General features: G+C 36.0%; 15 protein-coding genes. 10 read left to right on the top strand and 5 right to left on the bottom strand.

Annotation, left to right across the window (positions count from 1 at the left end; translation table 11 throughout):
* Nucleotides 1–70: 70 nt before the first annotated feature.
* Entirely contained in the window at nt 71–1,156 is a 1,086-nt protein-coding gene (gene asd, locus BM305_RS10390; RefSeq protein ID WP_092560639.1) for an aspartate-semialdehyde dehydrogenase, read from the top strand.
* 72 nt (nt 1,157–1,228) lie between these two features.
* Here the strand turns inward: asd and BM305_RS10385 are convergent, their stop codons facing one another.
* The 4 genes from BM305_RS10385 to BM305_RS10370 form a co-directional block, all read right to left on the bottom strand.
* Nucleotides 1,229–2,014, bottom strand: coding sequence for a hypothetical protein (locus BM305_RS10385; RefSeq protein WP_092560638.1), 786 nt, complete (start codon nt 2,012–2,014; stop codon nt 1,229–1,231).
* Between the two features lie 195 nt (nt 2,015–2,209).
* Nucleotides 2,210–3,475: an ammonium transporter gene (locus BM305_RS10380; protein WP_177214679.1), complete on the bottom strand. Its 1,266-nt coding sequence runs from the start codon at nt 3,473–3,475 to the stop codon at nt 2,210–2,212.
* A 158-nt stretch (nt 3,476–3,633) separates the two neighbouring features.
* Nucleotides 3,634–3,972 (bottom strand): P-II family nitrogen regulator, encoded by a 339-nt coding sequence (locus BM305_RS10375; RefSeq protein ID WP_092560637.1) that lies wholly within the window; start codon nt 3,970–3,972, stop codon nt 3,634–3,636.
* A gap of 239 nt (nt 3,973–4,211) precedes the next feature.
* Nucleotides 4,212–5,519, bottom strand: coding sequence for a uracil-xanthine permease family protein (locus tag BM305_RS10370; protein ID WP_092560636.1), 1,308 nt, complete (start codon nt 5,517–5,519; stop codon nt 4,212–4,214).
* A gap of 303 nt (nt 5,520–5,822) precedes the next feature.
* Between BM305_RS10370 and BM305_RS10365 the strand changes: the two genes are divergently transcribed.
* The 6 genes from BM305_RS10365 to BM305_RS10340 all read left to right on the top strand — a co-directional run bounded on the left by BM305_RS10365 (nt 5,823) and on the right by BM305_RS10340 (nt 17,380).
* Nucleotides 5,823–8,261 carry a glycoside hydrolase family 94 protein gene (locus BM305_RS10365; protein ID WP_092560635.1) on the top strand — a complete coding sequence of 813 codons (2,439 nt, stop codon included), beginning with the start codon at nt 5,823–5,825 and terminating at the stop codon, nt 8,259–8,261.
* A gap of 199 nt (nt 8,262–8,460) precedes the next feature.
* Nucleotides 8,461–12,714 (top strand): glycosyl hydrolase, encoded by a 4,254-nt coding sequence (locus BM305_RS10360; RefSeq protein WP_092560634.1) that lies wholly within the window; start codon nt 8,461–8,463, stop codon nt 12,712–12,714.
* Nucleotides 12,715–12,915: 201 nt separating this feature from the next.
* Nucleotides 12,916–14,139: an ATP-binding protein gene (locus BM305_RS10355; RefSeq protein ID WP_092560633.1), complete on the top strand. Its 1,224-nt coding sequence runs from the start codon at nt 12,916–12,918 to the stop codon at nt 14,137–14,139.
* A 28-nt stretch (nt 14,140–14,167) separates the two neighbouring features.
* Nucleotides 14,168–15,148, top strand: coding sequence for an aromatic acid exporter family protein (locus BM305_RS10350; RefSeq protein ID WP_177214678.1), 981 nt, complete (start codon nt 14,168–14,170; stop codon nt 15,146–15,148).
* 94 nt (nt 15,149–15,242) lie between these two features.
* Nucleotides 15,243–16,646: an AAA family ATPase gene (locus tag BM305_RS10345; protein WP_092560631.1), complete on the top strand. Its 1,404-nt coding sequence runs from the start codon at nt 15,243–15,245 to the stop codon at nt 16,644–16,646.
* Nucleotides 16,643–17,380, top strand: coding sequence for a hypothetical protein (locus tag BM305_RS10340; RefSeq protein WP_092560630.1), 738 nt, complete (start codon nt 16,643–16,645; stop codon nt 17,378–17,380). Before BM305_RS10345 ends, BM305_RS10340 begins: the two co-directional genes overlap by 4 nt.
* Nucleotides 17,381–17,477: 97 nt before the next feature.
* Here the strand turns inward: BM305_RS10340 and BM305_RS10335 are convergent, their stop codons facing one another.
* Nucleotides 17,478–19,085: a CTP synthase gene (locus tag BM305_RS10335; RefSeq protein WP_092560629.1), complete on the bottom strand. Its 1,608-nt coding sequence runs from the start codon at nt 19,083–19,085 to the stop codon at nt 17,478–17,480.
* A gap of 195 nt (nt 19,086–19,280) precedes the next feature.
* On the opposite strand from BM305_RS10335, the gene ftsH reads away from it, so the two are divergent.
* The 3 genes from ftsH (at nt 19,281) to uvrC (ending at nt 23,950) form a co-directional block, all read left to right on the top strand.
* Nucleotides 19,281–21,170 carry an ATP-dependent zinc metalloprotease FtsH gene (gene ftsH / locus BM305_RS10330; protein ID WP_092560628.1) on the top strand — a complete coding sequence of 630 codons (1,890 nt, stop codon included), beginning with the start codon at nt 19,281–19,283 and terminating at the stop codon, nt 21,168–21,170.
* 76 nt (nt 21,171–21,246) lie between these two features.
* Nucleotides 21,247–22,047, top strand: a complete 801-nt coding sequence (locus BM305_RS10325) for a Cof-type HAD-IIB family hydrolase (RefSeq protein WP_092560627.1) — start codon at nt 21,247–21,249, stop codon at nt 22,045–22,047.
* A 28-nt stretch (nt 22,048–22,075) separates the two neighbouring features.
* On the top strand, nt 22,076–23,950 hold the full coding sequence (uvrC, locus tag BM305_RS10320) for an excinuclease ABC subunit UvrC (protein WP_092560626.1): 1,875 nt from the start codon (nt 22,076–22,078) through the stop codon (nt 23,948–23,950).
* Nucleotides 23,951–24,021: the final 71 nt, after the last annotated feature.

The raw sequence follows: 24,021 nt of genomic DNA, 5'->3' as shown, positions 1-24,021 counted from the left end.
TAAATATATTTGTTTGTAAACTGTTTATGGTTGACCGGAACGCAAAATTTTATGAGAAAGAGGTAGAATGATGAGTGACAAGTTAAGAGTTGGTATTTTAGGTGCAACTGGTATGGTAGGACAGCGTTTTATAGCGCTACTTGAGAATCACCCATGGTTTGAAGTTGTGACTCTTGCTGCAAGTCCAAGAAGTGCAGGAAAGACTTATGAAGAAGCGGTGGGAGACCGTTGGAAGATGACAACACCTATGCCAGAAGCGGTTAAAAAGATGGTTGTAAAAAATGTGAATGAAGTAGAAGCTGTTTGTGAAACAGTTGATTTTGTTTTTAGTGCAGTAGATATGACAAAGGATGAGATTAAGGCAATTGAAGAGGCTTATGCAAAAGCAGAAACACCTGTTGTTTCAAATAACAGTGCTCATAGATGGACACCAGACGTTCCAATGATTATACCAGAGGTAAATCCACAGCACAATGAGGTTATTCCTTATCAGAAGAAGCGTCTTGGAACAACAAGAGGATTTATTGCAGTAAAGCCTAATTGTTCTATTCAAAGTTATACACCAGCATTGGATGCATTAAAGGAATATGGTCCAAAGGTTGTGGTAGCAACAACTTATCAGGCAATTTCAGGAGCTGGAAAGAATTTTAAGGACTGGCCAGAGATGGAAGGTAATATTATTCCATTTATTGGTGGGGAAGAAGAAAAAAGTGAGCAGGAACCATTAAGAATCTGGGGACACATTGAAGACGGTGTTATTGTAAAAGCAGACGGACCTGTTATTACAACACAATGTATTCGTGTACCTGTTTTAAATGGCCATACAGCCGCTGTATTTGTAAGCTTTGAAAAGAAGCCTTCTAAGGAAGCTATCATTGAAGCATGGAAGAATTATAAGGGCTTACCACAAGAACTAGAACTTCCAAGTGCTCCAAAGCAGTTTCTTCACTATTTTGAAGAAGATAATCGCCCACAGGTGGCATTGGATGTGGATTATGAAAATGGTTTTGGTGTAACATTAGGACGACTTAGAGAAGATTCTGTATATGACTATAAGTTTATTGGTTTATCTCATAATACAGTGAGAGGGGCAGCAGGCGGTGCAGTGCTGTGCGCAGAATTACTAAAAGCTCAGGGATATATTTCTAAAAAATAATGAATAAAAAATAAAACCACAGTTAAATAAGACTGTGGTTTTTTCTTAGTGTGCAGGTTCTGTTAAGTCATTTTAATCTTCTGTTAAATCAAATAAATATCTTAAATATGCAATGGTGTTCTCCACATGCTGTGAGTTATAAGCAATTCCAATAACCGGATTTTCCACATAAGGAGAAAGAGACTGGTATTTTTCACATTTGGATAAATCAATTCCCATAATAAATTCTGTATCGGCATAATCTTCTACTGTTCCAGTTACAAAATACTCAGATAAAGCACTTTTTAAGTCTTCTGGTAAAATCACATCTAAGTCCTTAAATATGCCATTGTACGACATTGCAGCAAATTCCTCTGCTCCTACCGTAATGGTGTCTACTTGTTCAGCATACATATAAGTAGTAAGTTTTTCTTCACCAGAAAGAGCGGTTGAGTTATTGGTAAAATTAAAGTTATCATCAATTGTCACCCTCTGCTTTTTAGTGGAAATGTTCAAATACTCGCTAAATGCTGTTTCCAATTCCTTTAATTTTTCATCATCAATATCATCGTATAAAACAGCTCCATAATATACAGTGTCAATTTGTGGTCCAAACGTTTCCCATAGAACGTTACATAGAAAAGCAACGGCTATAACAGTGACAATTACTTTCAGTAAATAATAATCTTTAAAATACTGCCATTTTTGAGAACGATTCAATTCGTTCCATTTTTGCTTTTCTGAAACGGGTACATTACGCCTGGTATAGATGTCTGCGTCATCCTCTAAAGCAGTAGGCTTTTTAGAACTGTCCGGACTAGTCAGATCCTGCACTTCTGGTTTAGTATTCGTTGGTTCACTTGTACTATTTTTTGTCATTACCTTCTCATCCTTTATCTATCTTACATAAATACTTTAGTGAATAGTTTATCACATTTTAAAGTTTTATGAAATATAATTATTCTAAAAAAACTATAAAACAAAAGAATCCTTGTCAGACACAAGGATTCTTTTGTTAGATTAATTAAGGGTATTACAAAATATATGTCAAGTCATTAAGACTTATGAAACAACTTATTTTGAAGGGAAGTCAGTATATGCGGAACAACCATGTTCGTGAATATCAAGACCATCTTCTTCCTCTTGTGCGCTTACACGTAAGCCAATTGTCTTATTTATAATAGTAAAGATAATAAATGCAGCAACAAGGGTATAAGCACCAACAGAAGCAACACCAGCTAATTGTTTTAAGAATAATTCGCCACCGCCGTAGAATATACCTAAGCCAACTTCTTCACTTGTGGAGAAGAAACCTACTAATAAAGTTCCGATAATACCACAAGCCCAGTGAACACCAGTTGCACCAACAGGGTCATCAATTTTTAATACTTTATCTACGAATTCAATTACAAACACTACTGAAATACCACAAATCAGACCAATAGCAATTGCGCCCCAGTAGGAAACCACATCACAGCCAGCAGTAATACCAACAAGACCTGCAAGAGAACCGTTTAATGTCATGGAAACATCAGGTTTTCCATAACGAACCCATGTTAAAATTAATGTAGCAAGAGTTGCAGCAACAGCAGCTAAGTTTGTTGTCATGGCAATATCACCAAGTGTTGTTGTAGCAGCAGTTGTAGAACCACAGTTAAATCCAAACCAGCAGAACCATAAGATAAATACACCTAAAGCACCAATTGGAAGGTTGTGTCCTGGAATAGCCTGAGGCACTCCGTCTTTGTATTTTCCAATTCTAGGTCCAAGAATTTTGGCACCAACTAAGGCACACCATCCACCAAGAGCATGAACTGCTGTAGAACCAGCAAAATCATGGAAACCTAATTGGGATAACCATCCACCACCCCAAATCCAGTGACCTGTAATAGGGTAAATAAATACAGAGATGCATGCACTATATACGAGATAAGCTGAAAACTTAGTTCTTTCTGCCATGGAACCAGAAACGATAGTAGCAGCAGTTGCACAAAATACTGTTTGGAAAATCATATATACACCAATTGGCAATCCGTTAAACATACCAGCTTCATCAGCCAGTGAGGTTGGATTAAAGAATCCAGAACCACCAAGAAAACCACCTATAGAGTCACCAAACATTAAGCTAAACCCAATCATAAAGAAGAAAAGAGAACCCATAACAAAGTCCATCATGTTTTTCATAATAATGTTACCAGCATTTTTGGCCCTTGTAAAACCAGCCTCTACCATTGCGAAACCAGCCTGCATAAAGTATACTAAAACGGCAGCAAGCATAGTCCACACTATATTAATTAATAACGGCATATCTGCCAATGTCTGAAGATCTAAATTTTCCATAAAAAGTCCTCCTTTAGTTGTTATTTCCTAAAATTATTATGTTGATGTGTAACAAAAAAACGGAGCATAATGTTTGTGCAAACTGACAATCCATTATCTCCGTTGATAATTATTAAATAATTATATGATAATTTATATAAAATGATATTCGCAATTTTTTATAGAGCTTCTGTACCACGTTCGCCTGTACGAATACGAACAGCATCTTCTAAGTCATAAATAAAGATTTTTCCATCACCATAATTACCAGTGTTTATTTCATTCACAACTTTTGTAACAATTGTTTCAGCAATTGGGTTGTCAACAACTGTTTCAACTTTTACTTTTGGCAAGAGATTTACATTATATTCAGCACCTCTATATACTTGTTTATACCCTTTCTGATTACCATAACCCATAATATTGGTAATCATAATACCATTCGCCTTGCATTCATCTAAAATCATTTTTAGATCTTCAAGCTTTTCAGGCTTAATAATAATTTCGAGCTTTTTCATAAATATTACCTCCTCCTAGAATACTTTTTTTGTGATAAACTGGTAGAGAAACCAAAAGCACGAAGCAGCTTTTTGTGTCTCGTTATAAAAAAAAGACGCTTCCTCTTCAAGAAACGTCTTTGCTTTTGATGGTTCTATTATACATGAAATTCATTCAATGTCAATTAAAAAATTAAAAAAAATTATTCTTTCAATAAAAATAACAAATAGATTACTTAAGAAAATAAAATATTTGTGCATTATAACTGGTTCGTTTCTGCTGATTGAAATACATAATCGTTTCCAGGTAAAATAGCATTTAGTATGATTCCAGACAAGGCAGCAATAGCTAAACCAGACAGTGTGATAGTAACATCGAAAACTTGAAAACTAATACCGCCGACTTGGCTGAAACCTAATGCACAGACAAGAATTACTGCTGAAATAATTAAATTTCTGCTATTTGTATAATCCACCTTATTATCCACTATATTTCTGATTCCCACCGCAGAAATCATACCATAAAGGATCAGGGAAACACCTCCAATAATTGCAGTTGGAATAGAACGGATTAATTCACTGACAACTGGTGAGAAAGATAGAAGAATAGCAAAAACGGCAGCTATCTGCATAACCAATGGATCATAAACCTTAGTTAGGGCAAGTACACCAGTATTTTCGCCATAGGTAGTATTGGCAGGTCCCCCAAACAGGGCTGAAATACTGGTAGCCAGTCCGTCACCTAACAAGGTTCGGTGAAGACCTGGTTTTTCAATATAGTTTTTTCCTGTAGTAGCACCAATAGCTGAAATATCTCCAATGTGTTCCATCATAGTTGCCAAAGCAATAGGAACTATGGTAATAATTGCACTAATGTCAAATTTGGCAAACTGATTCATATGAAGTGGAAGGGCAATAAAATCTGCACTTTTTAAACTGGTAAAATCCACCTGGCGCATTAGCAGGGCAGCTAGATAAGAGATAAGTATCCCAAGCATAATAGGTACAATTTTTACCATTCCTTTTCCCCATATGTTACATATGATAATCACCACTAGAGCAATAATAGCAAGAGGCCAGTTTTTTTGACAGCTTGCAATGGCAGTTGGCGCTAAAATCAAACCGATGGAAATGATAATAGGTCCTGTGACAACAGGAGGGAAGAAACGCATTACTTTTTTAACTCCAAAAAGTTTAATAAATGCACTTAAAACTACATATACCAGTCCGGCCATAAATACACCCCCGCAAGCATAAGGAAGCATCTCGGTATTAGGAAGTTTGTCGTCAATTAATGGAGCAACCGCAGCATAGCCGCCAAGAAAAGCAAAAGAGGAACCTAAGAAAGCAGGAACCTTTCCTTTTGTAATTAAATGAAACAACAGAGTTCCGGCACCAGCCATAAATAAAGTGGTGGAAACACTAAGACCTGTGATAAGAGGAACCAGCACAGTAGCCCCAAACATAGCAAAAGCATGCTGTAAGCCTAAAATAAGAATTCGGGATACACCAAGCTTTTTAACGTCGAAGATAGGTTCTTCGCCAATTTTCATAGTTTTTTCTTTCATTAAGTAAGCCTCCAAAATCGTTTGTATAGTATGGTTTCCAATTTTTATAATGGTATAATGAAAAAAGAAATTTGTCAAGCAATTGAAAATAAACCAGAATGTTTCGAAAAGGGTTTAGTAAGAGTTTTAAATAAAAACTATAAAACTTGAACAACTATTTTTTTGCAAAATAGTCATAAATACTAATTGAAAATGGAATACAGGTATTATATAATATAGTTAATATAAATCACGAACAATTTTTTTCTCTAATATTTCCGAAAGTTTTCGTGGATACAATTTTTATTTTAAAGGAGAATAACAATGAAGTTTGGATATTTTGATGATGTTCGTAAAGAGTACGTAATTACGACTCCTACTACACCTTATCCTTGGATTAATTACTTAGGTTCTCAAGAGTTTTTTTCATTAATTTCAAACACTGCTGGTGGATATTCCTTTTACAAGGATGCGAAGTTAAGAAGAATCACTCGTTTTCGTTATAACAATGTTCCTTTAGACTTAGGCGGAGGACGTTACTATTATCTATATGACGAAGGGGATTTCTGGTCACCTGGTTTTTCACCTGCCAAGAAAGAACTTGATTCTTATGAATGCCGTCATGGTATGGGTTACACTATTATTAAGGGAAAGAGAAATGATGTTTCCACAGAAGTGACTTTTTTTGTACCTATGGATTTTAATGGTGAGGTGCATAAAGTTATTGTTAAAAATGAAGGTGAAAGTAAGAAGAATTTGAAATTATTTTCGTTTTTAGAGTGGTGCTTGTGGAATGCAGATGATGACGATCGTAACTTTCAAAGAAACTTTAGTACAGGTGAAGTAGAGGTAAAGGGTTCTGTTATTTATCATAAAACAGAATACAAAGAGAGAAGAAATCACTATGCATTTTTCTCTGTAAATGCCCCAATTGCAGGATTTGATTCCGATCGTGAAAGTTTTATTGGAACATATGGCGGATTTGATGCGCCAAAGGCAGTAGTAGCAGGTCAGTCAACTAACTCGGTAGCAGATGGCTGGTCACCATGTGCATCCCATTCAGTTGAAATTTCCCTGGAGCCAGGTGAAACAAAGGAACTTGTATTTATTTTAGGTTATGTAGAAAACCCAGTTGAGGACAAGTGGGAATCAAAAGGAGTTATTAATAAGAAGAAAGCAGAAGAGATGATTGCAAAATATGCAACAGTTGCTGATGCGGACAAAGGACTAGCAGAGTTAAAAGAAAGCTGGGAAAAATTACTGTCTAAATACATTTTAGAATCTGAGGATGATAAATTAAACAGACAGGTAAATATCTGGAACCAGTATCAATGTATGGTTACATTTAATTTATCCAGAAGTGCTTCTTATTTTGAATCAGGTGTAGGAAGGGGTATGGGCTTCCGCGATTCTAATCAGGATATTCTTGGATTTGTACATCAGATTCCAGATCGTGCAAGAGAGAGAATTATTGATTTGGCATCAACACAACTAGAAAGTGGTGGGGCATATCATCAATATCAGCCATTAACAAAACGTGGTAATGATGCAATTGGTGGTAATTTTAATGATGATCCACTTTGGCTTATTCTTGCAGTAGTTGCTTATGTGAAAGAAACAGGAGATTATAGTATTTTAGATGTTATGACTCCGTTTGACAATGATATGAGTAAGGCAACTCCACTTGCAGACCACTTAAAGAGATCATTTGATCATGTAATTAATAATCTGGGACCTCACGGCTTACCATTAATTGGACGAGCAGACTGGAACGATTGTTTAAATCTGAATTGTTTCTCAACTGAACCAGGGGAGTCCTTCCAGACAACAACTAGTAAGGATGGCAAGGTTGCAGAATCTGTTATGATTGCTGGTATGTTCACATACATTGGTGAGTTATACGCAAGATTGATGGAGAAAATCGGAAAACAGGAAGAGGCTGATCGTGCAGACAGCGAGGTTGCTAAGATGCGTCAGGTTATCATGAAGGACGGATGGGATGGCAAATGGTTTATTCGTGCTTATGATGATTTTGGTAAAAAAATTGGTAGTGATGAATGCGAAGAAGGAAAGATTTTTATTGAATCTCAAGGTTTCTGTGTAATGGGCAGCTGTGGTATAGAAGATGGAAAAGCCATTGAAGCATTAGATTCTGTAGAAGAAAAATTGGGTACAAAGTATGGATTGGTATTGAATAATCCTGCTTTTACAAAGTATGTTGTAGAATATGGTGAGATTTCTACTTATCCAGCAGGTTATAAAGAAAATGCAGGTATTTTCTGCCATAACAATGCTTGGATTATGTGTGCAGAAGCAGTAGTCGGACGCGGAGATAAGGCATTTGACTATTATACAAGAATTGCTCCAGCATATTTGGAAGATGTAAGTGATGTTCACAGAACAGAACCTTATGTATATCCACAAATGGTAGCTGGTAAAGATGCGAAGCGTTTTGGTGAGGCTAAAAATTCATGGCTGACAGGTACAGCGTCTTGGAACTTTATTGCCATTTCACAGTTCATTTTAGGAATTCAGCCAGATTATGATGGGTTGATGGTAAATCCAGCAATTCCTAAGGATTGGAATGGCTTTAAGGTAACAAGAGAATTTCGAGGGGATGTATTTAAAATAGAGATTCAAAATCCTAATCATGTTTCAAAAGGAGTTGTGAAAATGATTGTGGATGGTTCTGAGGTTGCAGGTAATGTTATTCCAGTTGTGGGAGACGGAAAAGAACATTCAGTAACAGTTATCATGGGATAATTAAATCAGAACAATGTAAAAAGAGCAGTTGTGATAAGACTTTGGAGGGTCTTATGTGACTGCTCTTTTTCTATAATTTCATAATACCATATTTTTGTTTACATAATGGTAAAACAGATAGGAAAGTATAATATTTTATGCTATGATTAAATGGTGCTAGGTATGCATACTTTTATCAAATTGAAAGGAAGGGAATTAAATGGTTAAATTGAGAAAAGGAGTTAAGAGGGGCTTGACCATTGCACTTTCTACGGCAATGGTTGTTCAGGGAACACAATATGCAGTGTGGAAAAATGCATATAAGGTATTAGCGGCAGAGACAGCATATTATACGTGCGGTTTTGATAACTACACAGGAGCGGTGTCTGTCAATGATAATATGATGCTGGCTGGAGAAGCCGCATTCACTAGTTCAACAGAATGGGGAACAGATAGTGTAGGATTTTCTTTGTCAACAGATAATCTGGGAGCAATTACCCTGGAGAAAAATGCGACAATGAAAGTTGATGTGATTTTACCAGCAGATGCAGCATTTCAGGGTACACTCAAGGTGCAGGGTGTAGCACAGATAGGCGATTCCTGGGTATGGACTCAATGCGATTTGATTCCGGAACTGACCTGGGATTCCTTTACGGACATGGGAGATGGATATTGTAAAGCAACTGTAACATTTCCATTTAGCCAGGCAACCTGCTATGGAGCTGATGAAGCAGTCAGCTATGCAGATTATACAGGGGGACAAAACATTCAAAAAGTTGTTTTAAACTTTATTGGATATGCATGTGATTTGAATTCAAATCTATATATAGATGATTTGGAATTTTCTGCGGAAGTTACACAAGAAGCAGATACATATTTTACATATAATTTTGACGGATATGATGGAGCATCTGAAGTAGCTGGAGATATGGCACTTTCAGCAGATGCAGCATTCACAAGTGCAACAGACTGGGGTGTGGATCAGATTTCCCATGAGTTATCAACGCCTTTTGCTGGTGTAACCTTAAAAAAGGGTTCTGACTATACATTTGATGTAATAGTGCCAGCGGATGCAGCATTTGAAGGAGTTATAAAGGCTCAGGGAGTATTCAAATTAGGTGATTCCTGGATGTGGACACAATGTGATGTAATACCAGAGCTTTCATGGAGCAGCTTTACAGACATGGGTAATGGCTACTGCAAAGCAACGGTTACATTTCCATTTAGCCAAGCGACCTGCTATGGAGCAGACGGATCATGCAGTATTGCTGATTACGACGGTTCTATGGAAATCAAATCCGCAGTAATTAATTTAATTGGTTACGCATGTAACTTAAATGGAACAGTTGCTATTGACAATCTTGCACTTACAGCTGAAAGTCAGCCAGAGGTTCCAGAGGTTGAGGACTTTGTACTAACGATGGATGATGTTTCTGGATTTACGGCAGGCAGCACTTCAGATGCATATTGCTATACGGGTACAATTTCTCTTGATCCAAGGACAATAGATGGAAATAATTTATTAGGTGTAGCATTGGACTATAGAGAAAATGTTACAGAGAGTTGGAGCGAACCTAAAATATTTTATAATTTTTCCAGTCCGCTGGATATGACAGGCTATAATCAGATTGTGATGGATGTTTATTATGATGAAGCAGCTAAGACTACAGGTTCTATGGCAATAAAATTATTCGCAAGCTGTTCCAATGGAGAGTCAATTGACCAAAATGCAAAAATTGAAGATACCGGAGTAATTGTGAATGGGTTTAAGAAGGGAAAAGTAACAATTGACCTGGTAGGTACAGAAGGAACGATTAGCAACTTTGTTCTGGGGATCGTTGGACAGAGTACTGACTATTATGGAAGTGTTTTATTAGATAATATTACATTTAAGCAGACAAAAGAGTCCGATGGATATGTAGATGCTACATTAACGGCTAGGACAGATGAGGCAGCGGTTCAGGTTACGGCAAATACCGTTACAGCAAATGGAGAAACTGTTTCCGTAAGTCCTTCTGTAAACCTGGCAGATGATAAAGCAGAAGATTATGTGGCTCAATTATATGCGTATTTGCAGGCGTATGGGGATACTTCCAGCGTAATGTTCGGCCACCAAAATGATACTAACAATAAAGCAGGAACAAAGGGCGCTGATTTTACGAGTTCTGATGTAAAAGACATTACAGGTTCCATTTCAGGTGTTGTGGGAGTTGATGCGTTATCTTTAACAGGAGCTGAATTAGGAAGCTGGGATATGACACAGAGTGAGCGTGTTGCATTGTGTGCACAATCTACTCGTGAGGCAGTCAATCAAGGTGCTATTATTACGTTATCAGCTCATATGCCAAACTTCAAGCTGATTAAAGACAGAGTGGAAAATCATGTAGAAGGATCTACCAATCAAAATGAAGTTGGATATTTATCAGATGGTTCTTATAATTTGTCAGGATATTCACCAAATACGCTAACAGGCAATGTTGTAGAAAATATTATGCCTGGTGGAGAGTATAATAAATATTATACAGCATACTTAGATTTAATAGCGGAGTATGCACAGGAATTGGCAAAGGATGATATTGCTGTTTTGTTCAGACCATTCCACGAAAACACAGGTGCATGGTTCTGGTGGGGCTCATCTTCTTGTGATGAAGAGGCATATAAACAACTATACCGCTATACAGTGGATTATCTGAGAGATACAAAAGAAGTTCATAACTTCCTTTATGTATATGGACCAAGCAGTGAAGCACAGTCAACAGCAGAGTATGAAGCTAGATATCCGGGGGATGATTATGTTGATATGGTCGGTTTTGATATGTACCATCAGAATCCAACTATGGATGACAGTTATTTCGCAAACTTTGCAAACGAACTTGATATAGTGGAAACCTTTGCTGTTGCACATAATAAATTGTTTGCCGTAACGGAAACAGGTGTGGCAAATGGCGAAGGAACTGCACTATTAAAATCAGGTAATCAGGTAATGGACTGGTATCAAAAGGTATTAGCAGCAGTCAAGGACACAAAAGCAAGCTATTTCCTTGTTTGGGCAAACTTTGGAGTGAACAGTGGTTTCTACACACCATTTGTAGTTTCGAAAGATGGTGATACACTGCATGGACATGAGATGTTGGACAGCTTTATTGATTTTTATAATCAGGACAGCACTGTGTTTGCAAAGCAGACAGGAGACTATAAACAAATTGAAACATCAATTGAACAGGATGATGTCAGTGGGTATATCATTTCTCCTTACTCTGGTAACAACGTAGATGATATAGATGGAACGACAGGTTATGAATTAAAAGCTCATATTGATGCTGCATTTACAGGTGTACCAGCCGCTACAGATGTACAGTTCAAAATTACCGCAGATAACACAGATGACATTATTGTAAATGCTGGGGCTGATGTACTGACTCAATTAAGTGCAGAAACAGGATTATACGAGACAACAGATGAGACAGTAAATGTTTCATACCAATTACCAGCAGAAGTAATTGCCCAGATGCCACATGCATTAGGAACAATTGAACTGTTGGTGAAGGGTGAGGTTGTTTCTGTAGTAAATGCAAAATTTAATATGCCTGAAATTGTGGAATCACCACTTTCTGTAGATAGTTTTGAATCATATTATGGATATAATGAGCAGATGAAGAGTGTATGGACACCACAAAAGGGTGCTGGAAATGTAAGTAATCCAATACTGACAAGTGAAGCAGGTACGTTTAAGGAAAGTGATGGAGAATTTGGTATTGCATTTAACTATACATTAGTAGAAAATGGGTATGCAGGAATGACAAGAACTCTTGGTACTTCTTGGGCAGATGCTAATGCAATTCAGTTCTGGACACTTCCAGATGGTAAAAACCAGAAGACTGTCATTCAAATCACAAGTGGAGGCAATGTATTTGAAGTATATTTGAATCTTTATGATGAGTATAAAGATTGTACATCACCTATTCTGGTTACAATACCATTTAGCGAATTTGTTGGCCGTGATGATAAAAATGCTGTATTTGATCCATCCTCCATTGACGGATTTGGTTTATGGGTAAATGCAGTTCCTAATGAAAATATTACTTTTCCATTGCAATCTACCATTTATTATGATGATATTACTGCGGTAAATACGGATGTAACAGAAATTACATTTGACATTCAAAAACCAAAGTTTACAATCAGCGCTTCCTATTCATCTGACTGGGGTGATGGTTGTGTCGTATCCGTTACCATTACAAATGTAAGTGGTGAAGACATTACTAATGGATGGACTGCTGCATTTGACTATAATCGACAAATAAGTGGAATATGGTGTGCTAATCTTGTTAGTCAGGATGCCAGTCATTATGTTATTTCAAATCCAGACTGGAATAAAGTTATTCGAGATGGAGAATCTGTTACATTTGGATTTCAGGCAGGAGCAGGAACTGCAAATGAACCAATCTTGAATGCGGTAGTAGCTGCAAAATAAACTGAATTAAAAATAATTTTTAGTATAAAATAAAAAGAGGAGGCTCTTTGCTGTAGGATAATAAAATTTAAATTTTGTATTCTTATGGCAGGGAGCTTTTTGAAAAAGTGCTAAAATTATTTTTGGTATTTGCTTTTAAGGTAGAATAGAATAAATGAAAATGTTCTATTATAACTATATAACATCATCAGGAGGATCGACATGATTCAGAGACCACATTATATGGACCTATTAGAAAAGCATTTTGACTCGCCACTTGTAAAGATGCTGGTTGGTATTAAGAGAACGGGAAAAAGCAGTGTTTTGGCACTTCTGGCAGACAGATTACAAGCAGGAGGAATTTTGCCAGATCATATTATTTCAATTAATTTTGAGGCTGACATTCAGTATATGGACAAAGACGCAGAAAGTCTGTTTCAGTATCTGATAAACAAGGCAGAGGAGCAGGAAGAAAAATACTATTTTTTATTAGATGAAATTCAGGAAGTTGAAGATTGGGAAAATGCTGTTTTTAGGCTTCAGGAAAATATAGATTGTGAGATATATGTAACACGTTCGACGGGGCAAATGAGGGTGTTGGAAGAATGGAGGGATAAATATGTGGAGATTCCGATTTATCCATTTTGTTTTTGGGAATATCTTGAATATTTAGAAGTGGACTGTGGGGAAAAGTACTGTGATTCAGATATGTTTTATGATTTATTTTTAAGATTTTTAAAGTATGGAGGGTTTCCAGGAGTTCATTGGATGAGTTCGGATGAAGAGTTAGTAAGCCAGCATTTAAAAGGTATTTATGCATATGTCATGTTAAAGGATGTAATTCAGAGAAACAAAATTCGGGATGCTGTTTTAATGGAAGAGATTGTCCGGTATCTGGTGCAGAATATCGGCAAAACAATGTCTGTGAAGAGTATTTGTGACTTTATGAAAAGTCAGGGGAAGAAGCTGGGAATGGATACGGTATACAGCTATGTAAAGGTACTGGAAGAAAGCTTTCTGTTTTATAAGGCCCCCAGATATGATATTAAGGGAGAACGGGTTTTGGAAACATTGGAAAGATATTTCTTGTGTGATGCAGGAATCAGTTATGGGGTTTTAGGATATCAGATATTGACAAGAGAAGCGCTACTTGAAAATGCAGTCTATTTAGAACTATTGCGGCGAGGATATAAGGTTTATGTTGGAAAATTTAATGCAAAGGAAATTGACTTTGTAGCAATGAAAGAAATGGAAAGAATTTATATACAAGTTGTGGATTTGCTGGATAGTGAAACAACAGTGGAAAAAGAACTGGCATCGTTAAAAGCTATTCGTGATAATTTTGTAAAACTGGTAATTTCCTTTGACAAAGAGCTTACTTTTAAAGTTGAGGGAATCAAATGGATAAACGCAGTTGATTTTTTAATGAATACTAATGATATGTGAAACAGAGTCAGATACACAAGGGGGAAGCATGATAAAGTATTTTAAGTTTCTAAAAATAGCAGTAGGGGCAACTTTAAGTATTCTGATTGCATATAAATGTAATTTGATATTTGCCCCATCGGCAGGGATCATAACACTTCTGACAATTCAGGATACAAAGAAGGAAACAATTTATCTTGTGCTAAAAAGAATGGGCGCCTTTCTCATCATGCTATTTCTTTGCAGCATTATTTTTTATGTGTTTGGATATCAAGGTGTTTCATTTGGAATTTTTATATTTCTCTTTATTCTTATATGTGATGTATTGAACGTACAGGATGCAATTGCAATGAATGCTGTTCTTGCCACGCATTTTCTGGCACAGGGCAATATGAAGGCTTCACTGATACAAAATGAGGTGGGGCTTCTTTTGGTTGGTGCAGGAATGGGTGTTATTCTTAATCTTTATAATCCAAGAAATATAAAAGATATCAGAAGAAGTCAAATGGAAATTGAAACAGCTTTTAAAGCTATTTTAGATAGAATGGCATTTTATGTGTTGCAGGTTGATAAAGGTAACTATACCGATGACTGCTTTATCCCATTGGAAAGGCTGATTCATACTGCAACAAAAAAGGCATTTGAAAATATGAATAACCATTTTTTTGCCGATACCAAATATTTTATTGAATATATGGAAATGCGGAAAAAACAAGTAGACATTTTGAAAAATATATATCAGCATATTTTAATGCTATCGGGTGTTCCATTGCAGGCAGAGGGAATCGCCCTTCTTCTGAAGCACATTGCAGAAAGTTTACACGAATCTAATAATGCGGCTGCTTTATTAGATGAACTGGCAAAGCTAAAAGCCTTTTATAAGCAAGATGAACTGCCAAAGAGCAGGATGGAATTTGAAAGCAGGGCAGTGCTGTTTCAAATATTGGCAGATTTAGAGCAGTTTTTAAGGAGAAAGAAGGAGTTTGTGGAACAATTAACAGAGAAGGAAAAAGAATGCTATTGGGGGTAATGTGAACAAAGTGTTAATTTTTTTAACAAATTCATGTTGTTTTCGTATAATAAAGTGATATAATAGTATTGGTTAAAATATTGGAGGTAGTATAATGGAAAGCAATTTTGTCAGATTACAAAAAATAAGTATAAATAATATAAAAAATGTTACAAATGGTACAATTGTTTTATCCAAATACAGCAAGAACAACGAATATAAAGGAGAAAATAGTATATTAGGAATATATGGACAAAATGGCTCAGGAAAAACGGCAGTTGTAGATGTTATGTATATGCTTAAAAATATTCTTGTGGGAGATACGTTACCACCTAATACCTATAAATATATAAAAAGTAGTAAAAATGAAGCGAGATTAGGATTTTGGTTTTACGTGGAAAGAGGAAGTGATAAGTATAATATAGAGTATTCTTTTGCAATTAAAAAGGAAGATAATAAAAGAATTGTTTTAACAGAAGAAAAGCTCTATGGTGCAGTCTGTAAAAGTGGTATATGGAAATCAAACAAAAAGATTTTGAGTTATGATGAAGATGATAGAGAGTTAGTTTTTAGACAAAAAGAGATAACGGATCTTTTAAAGTCTGATTTAGATAATTTTGTTCGTGTAAAGATGGCACAAGAGTTAGCCAATATATATGATGACAAAACAGGAATATCTCACAATAAATCTATTATATTTTCAAAAATTGTGGGAGAAGTATTTTCTAAAATAATAGAGTTGAAAGAAGTTTATGAGATAATAAATAGCCTAGTAGACTATGCAACTAAAGATTTAATTGTAATTCAAAATGAGGATCTGGGTTTAATAGATCTGAATTTATCTAAAATGGTATTTCATTTAAATATGAAAAAGGAATCTAGTCAATTAGTAGGGCAGTTATCAATAGATATTGAAAAAAAAGCTATTTTGTCCAAAGAGTTATTCATTGTATTTGAAAAAGTTGTTAATCAGACGAATGCAGTTATCAGTGCCTTAATTCCAGATTTAGTTTTACAAGTAAGTAATGTGGAAAATAAACTTTTGGATAATGGAGAGCCTGGCGTTAGCTTTGAACTTGCAACAAAAAGAAATGGAAGTCTAATACCTTTAGAATGTGAATCGGCTGGTATTAAGAAACTTATTTCAGTATGCAATGCAATAATAGCTTGTTATAATAGAGCATCTGTTTGTTTAATAATAGATGAATTGGATTCGGGTATTTTTGAATATTTATTAGGACAATTAATAGAAATAATGCAGGAATCAGCTCAAGGACAAATGATTTTTACTTCACATAATTTAAGACCATTAGAGGTATTGGACAACGAATCGTTAATATTTACAACAACAGATTCAGAAAATTGTTATGGTGGACTTAAATATATTAAAAATACTCAAAATAAAAGGTTATCATATTTAAGGGAAATCTATCTGGGAACAGAAGAACATTTTTACAAATCTACAAGTCAAGCAAAAATTAAACGAGCATTTAGAAAGTCTGGGAGGAATGAGGATTGAGGGAAAAGAAAATAGTTCTTTTTTTAGTGGAAGGAAAATCAGATGTAGAAGCTTTGGAGACTATTTTTGAAGTTATTTTTGAACATGAAAGGATTAAATTTGAAATAATAAAAACAGATATAACAGCAGACGAGAATATTGGGAAAAATAATATTGACTCAGTTATAATTAGCAAAATTGACAAGTTTTTAGAAAAGAATCCACAAGTAACGGCAAGTGATATTTTGCAGATCATTCAGCTAACAGATATGGATGGTGCTGGGGTTGCACCAGAAAAGGTATTAAAATCAAAGAATCAGGTAACGAGTTATACTTTGGACTTTATTTATGCAAAAGATAGAAATCGGATGATTGCTCGAAATATAAGAAAAAGAGATATTTTATCCTTTTTAATAAAAAAGACTTATATTATTAAGCAAATACCAAATAAAGAGAATGATGGTATAGTGTACAAATTAAATTATAGAATATATTACTTTTCCAGAAATTTGGAGCATGTTCTATATAATATAGTTGAGGAAGTTGATAAAAATAGAAAAGTACAGCTAGCAGAGCAGTTTTCAGATCAGTATATAGATAGAGAAAAGGAATTTATACTTTATATAAATAATCCAGAGATAAAGGTTTCTGGTGATTATGTGGCAACATGGAAATTTATAATGCAGGGTTGCCATTCGTTACATAGGAAAACAAATGTAGGGCTTATTTTTAAAGAATTCATATATGATGAATAAGTTGTTATGCTAATTTGTAATAGTAAAGAAACACACTTCAAACTAAAAATAAGGCTGCCATTTCATCTGGCAACCTTGTATTTTTAACATTCTAATTCTATTTTTCCATATGTTCAATGGAAGCACCAATAAATCCTTTAAACAGTGGATGTGGACGGTTAGGTCTGGACTTAAATTCTGGATGAGCCTGTGTGGCTACAAACCATGGGTGAGAGGATATTTCACACATCTCAACGATTCTGCCATTAGGAGACAGTCCAGATAACGTTAAACCACCTTTTTCTAAATCTTCACGATAATAATTATTTACCTCATAACGGTGTCTGTGGCGCTCAAATATTTCTTTTTTACCATATACTTCAAATGCCTTTGTACCTTCTTCCAGTATACATGGATAAGAACCTAGTCTTAAAGTACCACCAATATCTTCAATACCATCCTGTTCAGGCATTAAATGAATGACTGGGTGAGTTGTGCCAGGATCTAATTCAGCACTGTGTGCATCACGAAAACCAATTACATTCCTTGAAAATTCAACAATAGCAAGCTGCATTCCAAGGCAAAGTCCAAGATATGGAATTTTATTCTCACGGGCATATTGTATGGCTAATATTTTACCATCAATTCCCCTGTCACCAAATCCTCCAGGAACAAGAATACCATGAACATCCTGAAGAATAGAAGCAGCATTTTCAGCTGTTACTGTTTCAGAAGGAATCCATTTAATATTTACACTTGCATTATGAGCTACTGCACCATGCTTTAAAGATTCAACGACACTGATATAAGCATCATGTAATTGTGTATATTTACCAACAAGGGCAATTGTAACTTCTTTTTCAGGGTTCTTCAAAGCATGTACCATGTCCTCCCATTCGGCTAAATCAGGAGCAGGACAGTCTAGTTGCAGACATTCACATGCAATATCAGCTAAATGCTCCTGTTCCATGGCGAGTGGAGCTTCATATAAAGTTTCAACATCTAAATTTTGAATCACATGGTTAGAAGGCACATTACAGAATAAAGCAATTTTGTCTTTAATTCCTTGTGATAATCCTACCTCAGTACGGCAAACAATAATATCAGGCTGAATTCCCATTCCTTGAAGTTCTTTTACACTGGCTTGTGTTGGTTTTGTTTTGATTTCACCAGAAGCTTTTAAATATGGAATTAAAGTAACATGAATTAAAATAACATTTTTATGACCAACATCATGCTGAAACTGGCGAATAGATTCTAAAAATGGCTGGCTTTCAATATCACCAACTGTACCACCAACTTCGATAATTGCTATCTGGGTATCTTTACAGCCATCATTGCGATAAAAACGGCTTTTAATTTCATTCGTAATATGGGGGATTACTTGAACTGTACCACCACCAAAGTCACCTCTTCGTTCTTTAGACAAAACGGACCAGTAAATCTTACCTGTTGTAACATTGGACTGCTTGGTTAAGCTTTCATCAATAAAACGTTCATAATGGCCAAGATCTAAATCAGTTTCCGCACCATCATCCGTAACAAATACTTCTCCATGCTGTATTGGATTCATGGTACCAGGATCAATATTAATGTAAGGGTCAAATTTTTGCATCGTTACATTGTAACCACGCATTTTCAGTAATCGTCCTAATGAAGCAGCAGTGATACCTTTTCCTAATCCAGAAACTACGCCACCTGTTACAAAGACATATTTCACAGACATTTCTTTTCCTCCTTGGCTGTTTACCTATCTATAGTTATAATGGCTCTTTGTCAACATTAACTGTTCCATTATAACTCTTTGAAAATAAAAAATCTACCCATAAAAAATAAAAATTTTAGACAAAGTTAAGATAATAGCATATTGATTTATGGTAAAACTACCTTTATAATGGGTTTAGCGCAAAGGAGGTCGAATATGAATAACGGAAGCAATATAAATAGGAATACCAATAATAAAAATAATAATGACAAGAATAACAAGAACAGCAGAATGGGGATTTTTTTAGGCCTTATTATTACGTTATTAACCATTGTAGGGATTTCTTATATAAATGATCAAATCGAAAAGGAACGTTATGTTGAGGTGGAATATAGTGAGTTCCTCGATATGATAGATAAGGAAGAGATAAAGTCAGTTGTATTTGAGAGCAATCGAATTTTAATCAATCCAAAGAAGCAGGCAGAAAGTGCGTTTGGATTTGAAAAAACGTATTATACGGGAATAATTGGATTGGACAGAGAGGTTATTGCTAAGCTGGAAGAAAAAAATATTACGTTCCGTGCAGAGGTTCAAGATACGGGAACCAGTATCTTGGAATTTGTATTAGTGTATATTTTTCCAATAGCAATGCTTTGGGGAGTAGCATGGTTTTTATTCCGTATGGTTTCCAAAAGCAGCAGCGGAGTGATGGGAGTTGGCAAAAGCAATGCCAAGATTTATGTAGAAAAAGAAACAGGTGTTACTTTCAAAGACGTTGCTGGGCAGGATGAAGCAAAAGATTCGATAACTGAGCTGGTTGATTTTTTGCATAATCCAGGGAAATACACCAAAATAGGCGCGAAGCTGCCAAAAGGTGCATTGTTAGTTGGACCTCCTGGAACAGGTAAGACATTATTAGCAAAAGCAGTTGCTGGAGAAGCTAATGTGCCATTTTTTTCCTTATCAGGATCAAGCTTTGTTGAAATGTTTGTTGGTGTAGGTGCTTCTAGAGTAAGGGATTTATTTAAACAGGCACAGCAAATGGCACCTTGTATCGTTTTTATTGACGAAATCGATGCAATAGGAAAGAGCAGAGATTCCCATTCCGGAGGAGGAAATGATGAGAGAGAGCAGACATTAAACCAGTTATTAGCTGAAATGGATGGCTTTGATTCTTCAAAAGGTCTGGTTATTTTAGCAGCAACAAATCGTCCAGAGGTTTTAGATAAAGCATTATTGCGTCCGGGTCGATTTGACAGAAGAGTAATTGTAGATCGTCCTGATTTAAAGGGAAGGGTTGAAATACTGAAGGTACATGCAAAAAATGTATCGATGGATGATACCGTAGACTTAGATGCAATTGCTCTGGCAACATCAGGAGCGGTGGGCTCTGATTTGGCAAATATGATTAATGAAGCAGCGATTATGGCAGTAAAAGGCGGTAGAATGGCTGTATCACAAAACGATTTATTTGAAGCAGTAGAAGTTGTAATTGCTGGTAAAGAAAAGAAAGACAGAATATTGAGCAAAAAGGAAAAAGAAATTGTTGCCTATCATGAAGTGGGTCATGCATTAGTAACAGCTCTCCAGAAGGATACAGAGCCTGTTCAGAAGATTACAATTGTACCTAGAACAATGGGAACTTTAGGATATGTAATGCAGGCACCTGAGGAGGAGAAGTACTTAAAATCAAAAGAAGAAATGATGGCGGAAATCACCACCTTTTGTGCAGGAAGGGCAGCAGAAGAAATTAAATTTCATTCCGTCACAAGTGGGGCATCTAATGATATTGAAAGAGCAACTGCAATAGCCAGGGCTATGATAACCCATTATGGTATGTCAGAGAAGTTTGGTTTAGTTAGCTTAGAATCAATTGAAAGCAAGTACTTAGATGGCAGATCGGTTCGTACATGCAGTGAAGAAACTGCTACGGAAATAGATAAGGAAGTAATGCGCATTATTAATGAATGCTATGGTGAGGCAAAAAGAATGATCCTGGAAAATACAGAGGCTTTGGATAGAATTGCAGAGTACCTGTATGAGAAGGAAACTATTACAGGAAAACAATTTATGGAAATATTTAAGGGAATCAAAGAGGTAGATTGATTTGAGTAAAAAAGACCGTGCAATTGTGCGGTCTTTATTCTCGATCAACAGTGTTTTAAGAAAAGGAGAGATAAGGATGGCATACGAGATTTTAGTACTAGATATTGACGGAACATTGACAACATCTGAAAAGAAAGTTTCGGAAAGGACATTAAATGCGATTTTTCAGATTCAGGAGAGAGGACACAGAGTTGTACTGGCTTCTGGAAGACCTACACCAGGTATTCTGAATCTTGCAAAAATGTTAAAGCTGGATGAATACGGGGGTTTTATTCTGGCATATAATGGAGCAAAGGTATTAGATTGCAAATCAGGAAAAACTATATATGAAAAGACATTGCCAATGGAACTGTTACCAGAATTGTTTGAGGCAGCAAAGGAATACAAAGTAGGAATGCTGACCTATGACACAGAAGGAGTGATAGGATTTCATGTGGATGAATACATTGAATTGGAAGGGCGAATTAACCATCTATCAGTGAAAAGTGTGGACAACCTCATTAGCCACGTAGATAGCCCGGTAAATAAATGTATTATGACAGGGGATGGAATGTATCTGGCAGAGGTAGAAAAGAAAATGAAAGAGAGATTTGGTGACCGACTGAGCATTTTCCGTTCTGAGCCGTTTTTTTTGGAGATTATGCCAATGAATATTGATAAAGCCTATTCGTTAGAGCGGCTTTTGGAGCACCTGGGAATGACAAAAGAACAGATGATTAGCTGTGGAGACGGATTTAATGATTTGACAATGATTCAATATGCAGGTATGGGTGTGGCAATGGGAAATGCACAAGAAATTGTTAAGGAAGCAGCAGATTATATTACATTAACCAATGATAACGATGGAGTTGCCCATGTAATAGAAAAATTTATGTAAGATAAAATGAGCTGGCGGAGGATAGCAAATGTTTGATTTGGAAGAAGAATTGAAAAAACTGCCCAATAGTCCAGGGGTTTATCTAATGCATGATAAGCAAGATCAGATTATTTATGTTGGAAAAGCGGTCAACTTAAAAAACCGGGTACGCCAGTATTTTCAAGCAGGCCGGAATGTCACATCAAAAATTGAGCAGATGATTTCATTAATTGATCATTTTGAATATATTGTAACAGACTCTGAGTTGGAGGCACTGGTATTAGAATGCAATTTAATTAAGGAACACAGTCCCAAATATAACACGATGCTAAAGGACGGAAAGGGATATCCCTTTATAAAAGTTACTTTAGGAGAAGCTTATCCGAGAATTATGCTTGCTTATGAGATTGAGCGGACAAAAAAGGAAGAACGGAATAAGGTGAAGTATTTTGGACCATATACAAGCATGACTGCCGTAAAGGATATTATCGAACTAATCCGGAAAATATTCTGTGTCCGGACCTGCTCAAGAAATCTACCAAAAGATATTGGGAAGCAACGGCCTTGTCTATATTACGATATCCACCAATGCAAGGCTCCTTGTGCCGGGTATATCAGCAAGGAAGAGTATCGGAAAAATTTTGGTCAGGTACTGGATTTTTTGAATGGAAACTTTGGTGAAATATTGTCCATGCTGGAAGAGAAGATGAAAAATGCTTCTGAAAGAATGGAATATGAAGAAGCCGCAGAGTATCGTGATTTAATCAATAGTGTCAGACATATTGCTCAAAGGCAGAAGATTACAAGTTCTGAACTGGCAGATCGGGATATGGTAGGACTAGCAAGGACAAAAGATGAGGCAGTAGTGCAGGTTTTTTTTATTCGAAGTGGAAAATTAATAGGCAGAGAGCATTTCTATTTTAAAAATATTTCTGGAGAAACAAATGTAGAAATAATTACTGCTTTTATCAAACAGTTTTATGCAGGAACTCCGTATATTCCCAGGGAACTTTATATTCAAGAAGAGATTGAGGAAGGAGAGTTGCTGGCAGACTGGCTTACCACAAAAAAAGGGCAGAAGGTATTGATTAAGGTTCCTAAAAAAGGGGAGAAAGAACGGCTTGTTGAGCTGGCTATCAAGAATGCATCTATTGTTTTGCAAAAGGATGCAGAACGTATACAGAGAGAAGAGGCTAAAACAAAAGGAGCGTTAAAGCAGCTTGGAGACATATTGAACCTGATAGGATTAAATAGAATAGAATCCTTTGATATTTCCAATACAAATGGTTTTGAATCTGTTGGATCTATGGTGGTTTTTGAGAATGGAAAACCCAAAAGGGCAGATTACCGGAAGTTTAAGATTAAATCTGTAAAAGGACCAGATGATTATGCCAGTATGTATGAAGTTCTGACTCGCCGTCTGGCGCACGGTATTCGTGAGCGGGAAGAGTTAAGAAGGAATCATAAGGATGAATCATTAGGAAGTTTTACTAAGTTTCCAGAGCTCATACTTATGGATGGCGGAAGGGGTCAAGTAAATATTGCATTAAAGGTGTTAGATGAATTAAAATTAAATATTCCGGTTTGTGGTATGGTAAAGGATGATAACCATAGAACCAGAGGATTGTATTATAATAATGTTGAATTATCTATTACAGAAAATAGTGAAGTATTTCGATTAATCACCAGAATACAAGATGAAACTCATCGGTTCGCCATTGAATATCACCGCTCTTTACGGGGGAAAGCACAAGTAAAATCGGTGCTGGACGAAATCGAGGGTGTGGGAGAGGTACGCAGAAAAGCACTTCTAAGATATTTTAAATCAGTAGAGAAAATTCGGGAGGCTACGGTTTCGGAGCTGGCGGAAGTTCCATCCATGAACGAACAGGTGGCACAAAAGGTGTATCAGTTTTTTCACTAGATAAGTTCCTGTTATTGCGCAGCAAAAGGACATATGTTAGAATGGCTAAAGATGGATTTATAGAATGTATC

This window comes from Anaeromicropila populeti, assembly GCF_900112775.1.
GTDB classification, from domain to species: Bacteria; Bacillota; Clostridia; order Lachnospirales; family Lachnospiraceae; genus Anaeromicropila_A; species Anaeromicropila_A populeti.
This window is presented reverse-complemented; position numbering and strand designations above follow the sequence as displayed.

Coding starts and splice junctions, on each gene's coding strand:
- BM305_RS10355 (WP_092560633.1), top strand. CDS start 12,916: ATGATTCAGAGACCACATTATATGGACCTATTAGAAAAGCATTTTGAC.
- BM305_RS10360 (WP_092560634.1), top strand. CDS start 8,461: ATGGTTAAATTGAGAAAAGGAGTTAAGAGGGGCTTGACCATTGCACTT.
- BM305_RS10325 (WP_092560627.1), top strand. CDS start 21,247: ATGGCATACGAGATTTTAGTACTAGATATTGACGGAACATTGACAACA.
- BM305_RS10350 (WP_177214678.1), top strand. CDS start 14,168: ATGATAAAGTATTTTAAGTTTCTAAAAATAGCAGTAGGGGCAACTTTA.
- asd (WP_092560639.1), top strand. CDS start 71: ATGAGTGACAAGTTAAGAGTTGGTATTTTAGGTGCAACTGGTATGGTA.
- ftsH (WP_092560628.1), top strand. CDS start 19,281: ATGAATAACGGAAGCAATATAAATAGGAATACCAATAATAAAAATAAT.
- uvrC (WP_092560626.1), top strand. CDS start 22,076: ATGTTTGATTTGGAAGAAGAATTGAAAAAACTGCCCAATAGTCCAGGG.
- BM305_RS10365 (WP_092560635.1), top strand. CDS start 5,823: ATGAAGTTTGGATATTTTGATGATGTTCGTAAAGAGTACGTAATTACG.
- BM305_RS10370 (WP_092560636.1), bottom strand. CDS start 5,519: ATGAAAGAAAAAACTATGAAAATTGGCGAAGAACCTATCTTCGACGTT.
- BM305_RS10380 (WP_177214679.1), bottom strand. CDS start 3,475: ATGGAAAATTTAGATCTTCAGACATTGGCAGATATGCCGTTATTAATT.
- BM305_RS10385 (WP_092560638.1), bottom strand. CDS start 2,014: ATGACAAAAAATAGTACAAGTGAACCAACGAATACTAAACCAGAAGTG.
- BM305_RS10335 (WP_092560629.1), bottom strand. CDS start 19,085: ATGTCTGTGAAATATGTCTTTGTAACAGGTGGCGTAGTTTCTGGATTA.
- BM305_RS10375 (WP_092560637.1), bottom strand. CDS start 3,972: ATGAAAAAGCTCGAAATTATTATTAAGCCTGAAAAGCTTGAAGATCTA.
- BM305_RS10345 (WP_092560631.1), top strand. CDS start 15,243: ATGGAAAGCAATTTTGTCAGATTACAAAAAATAAGTATAAATAATATA.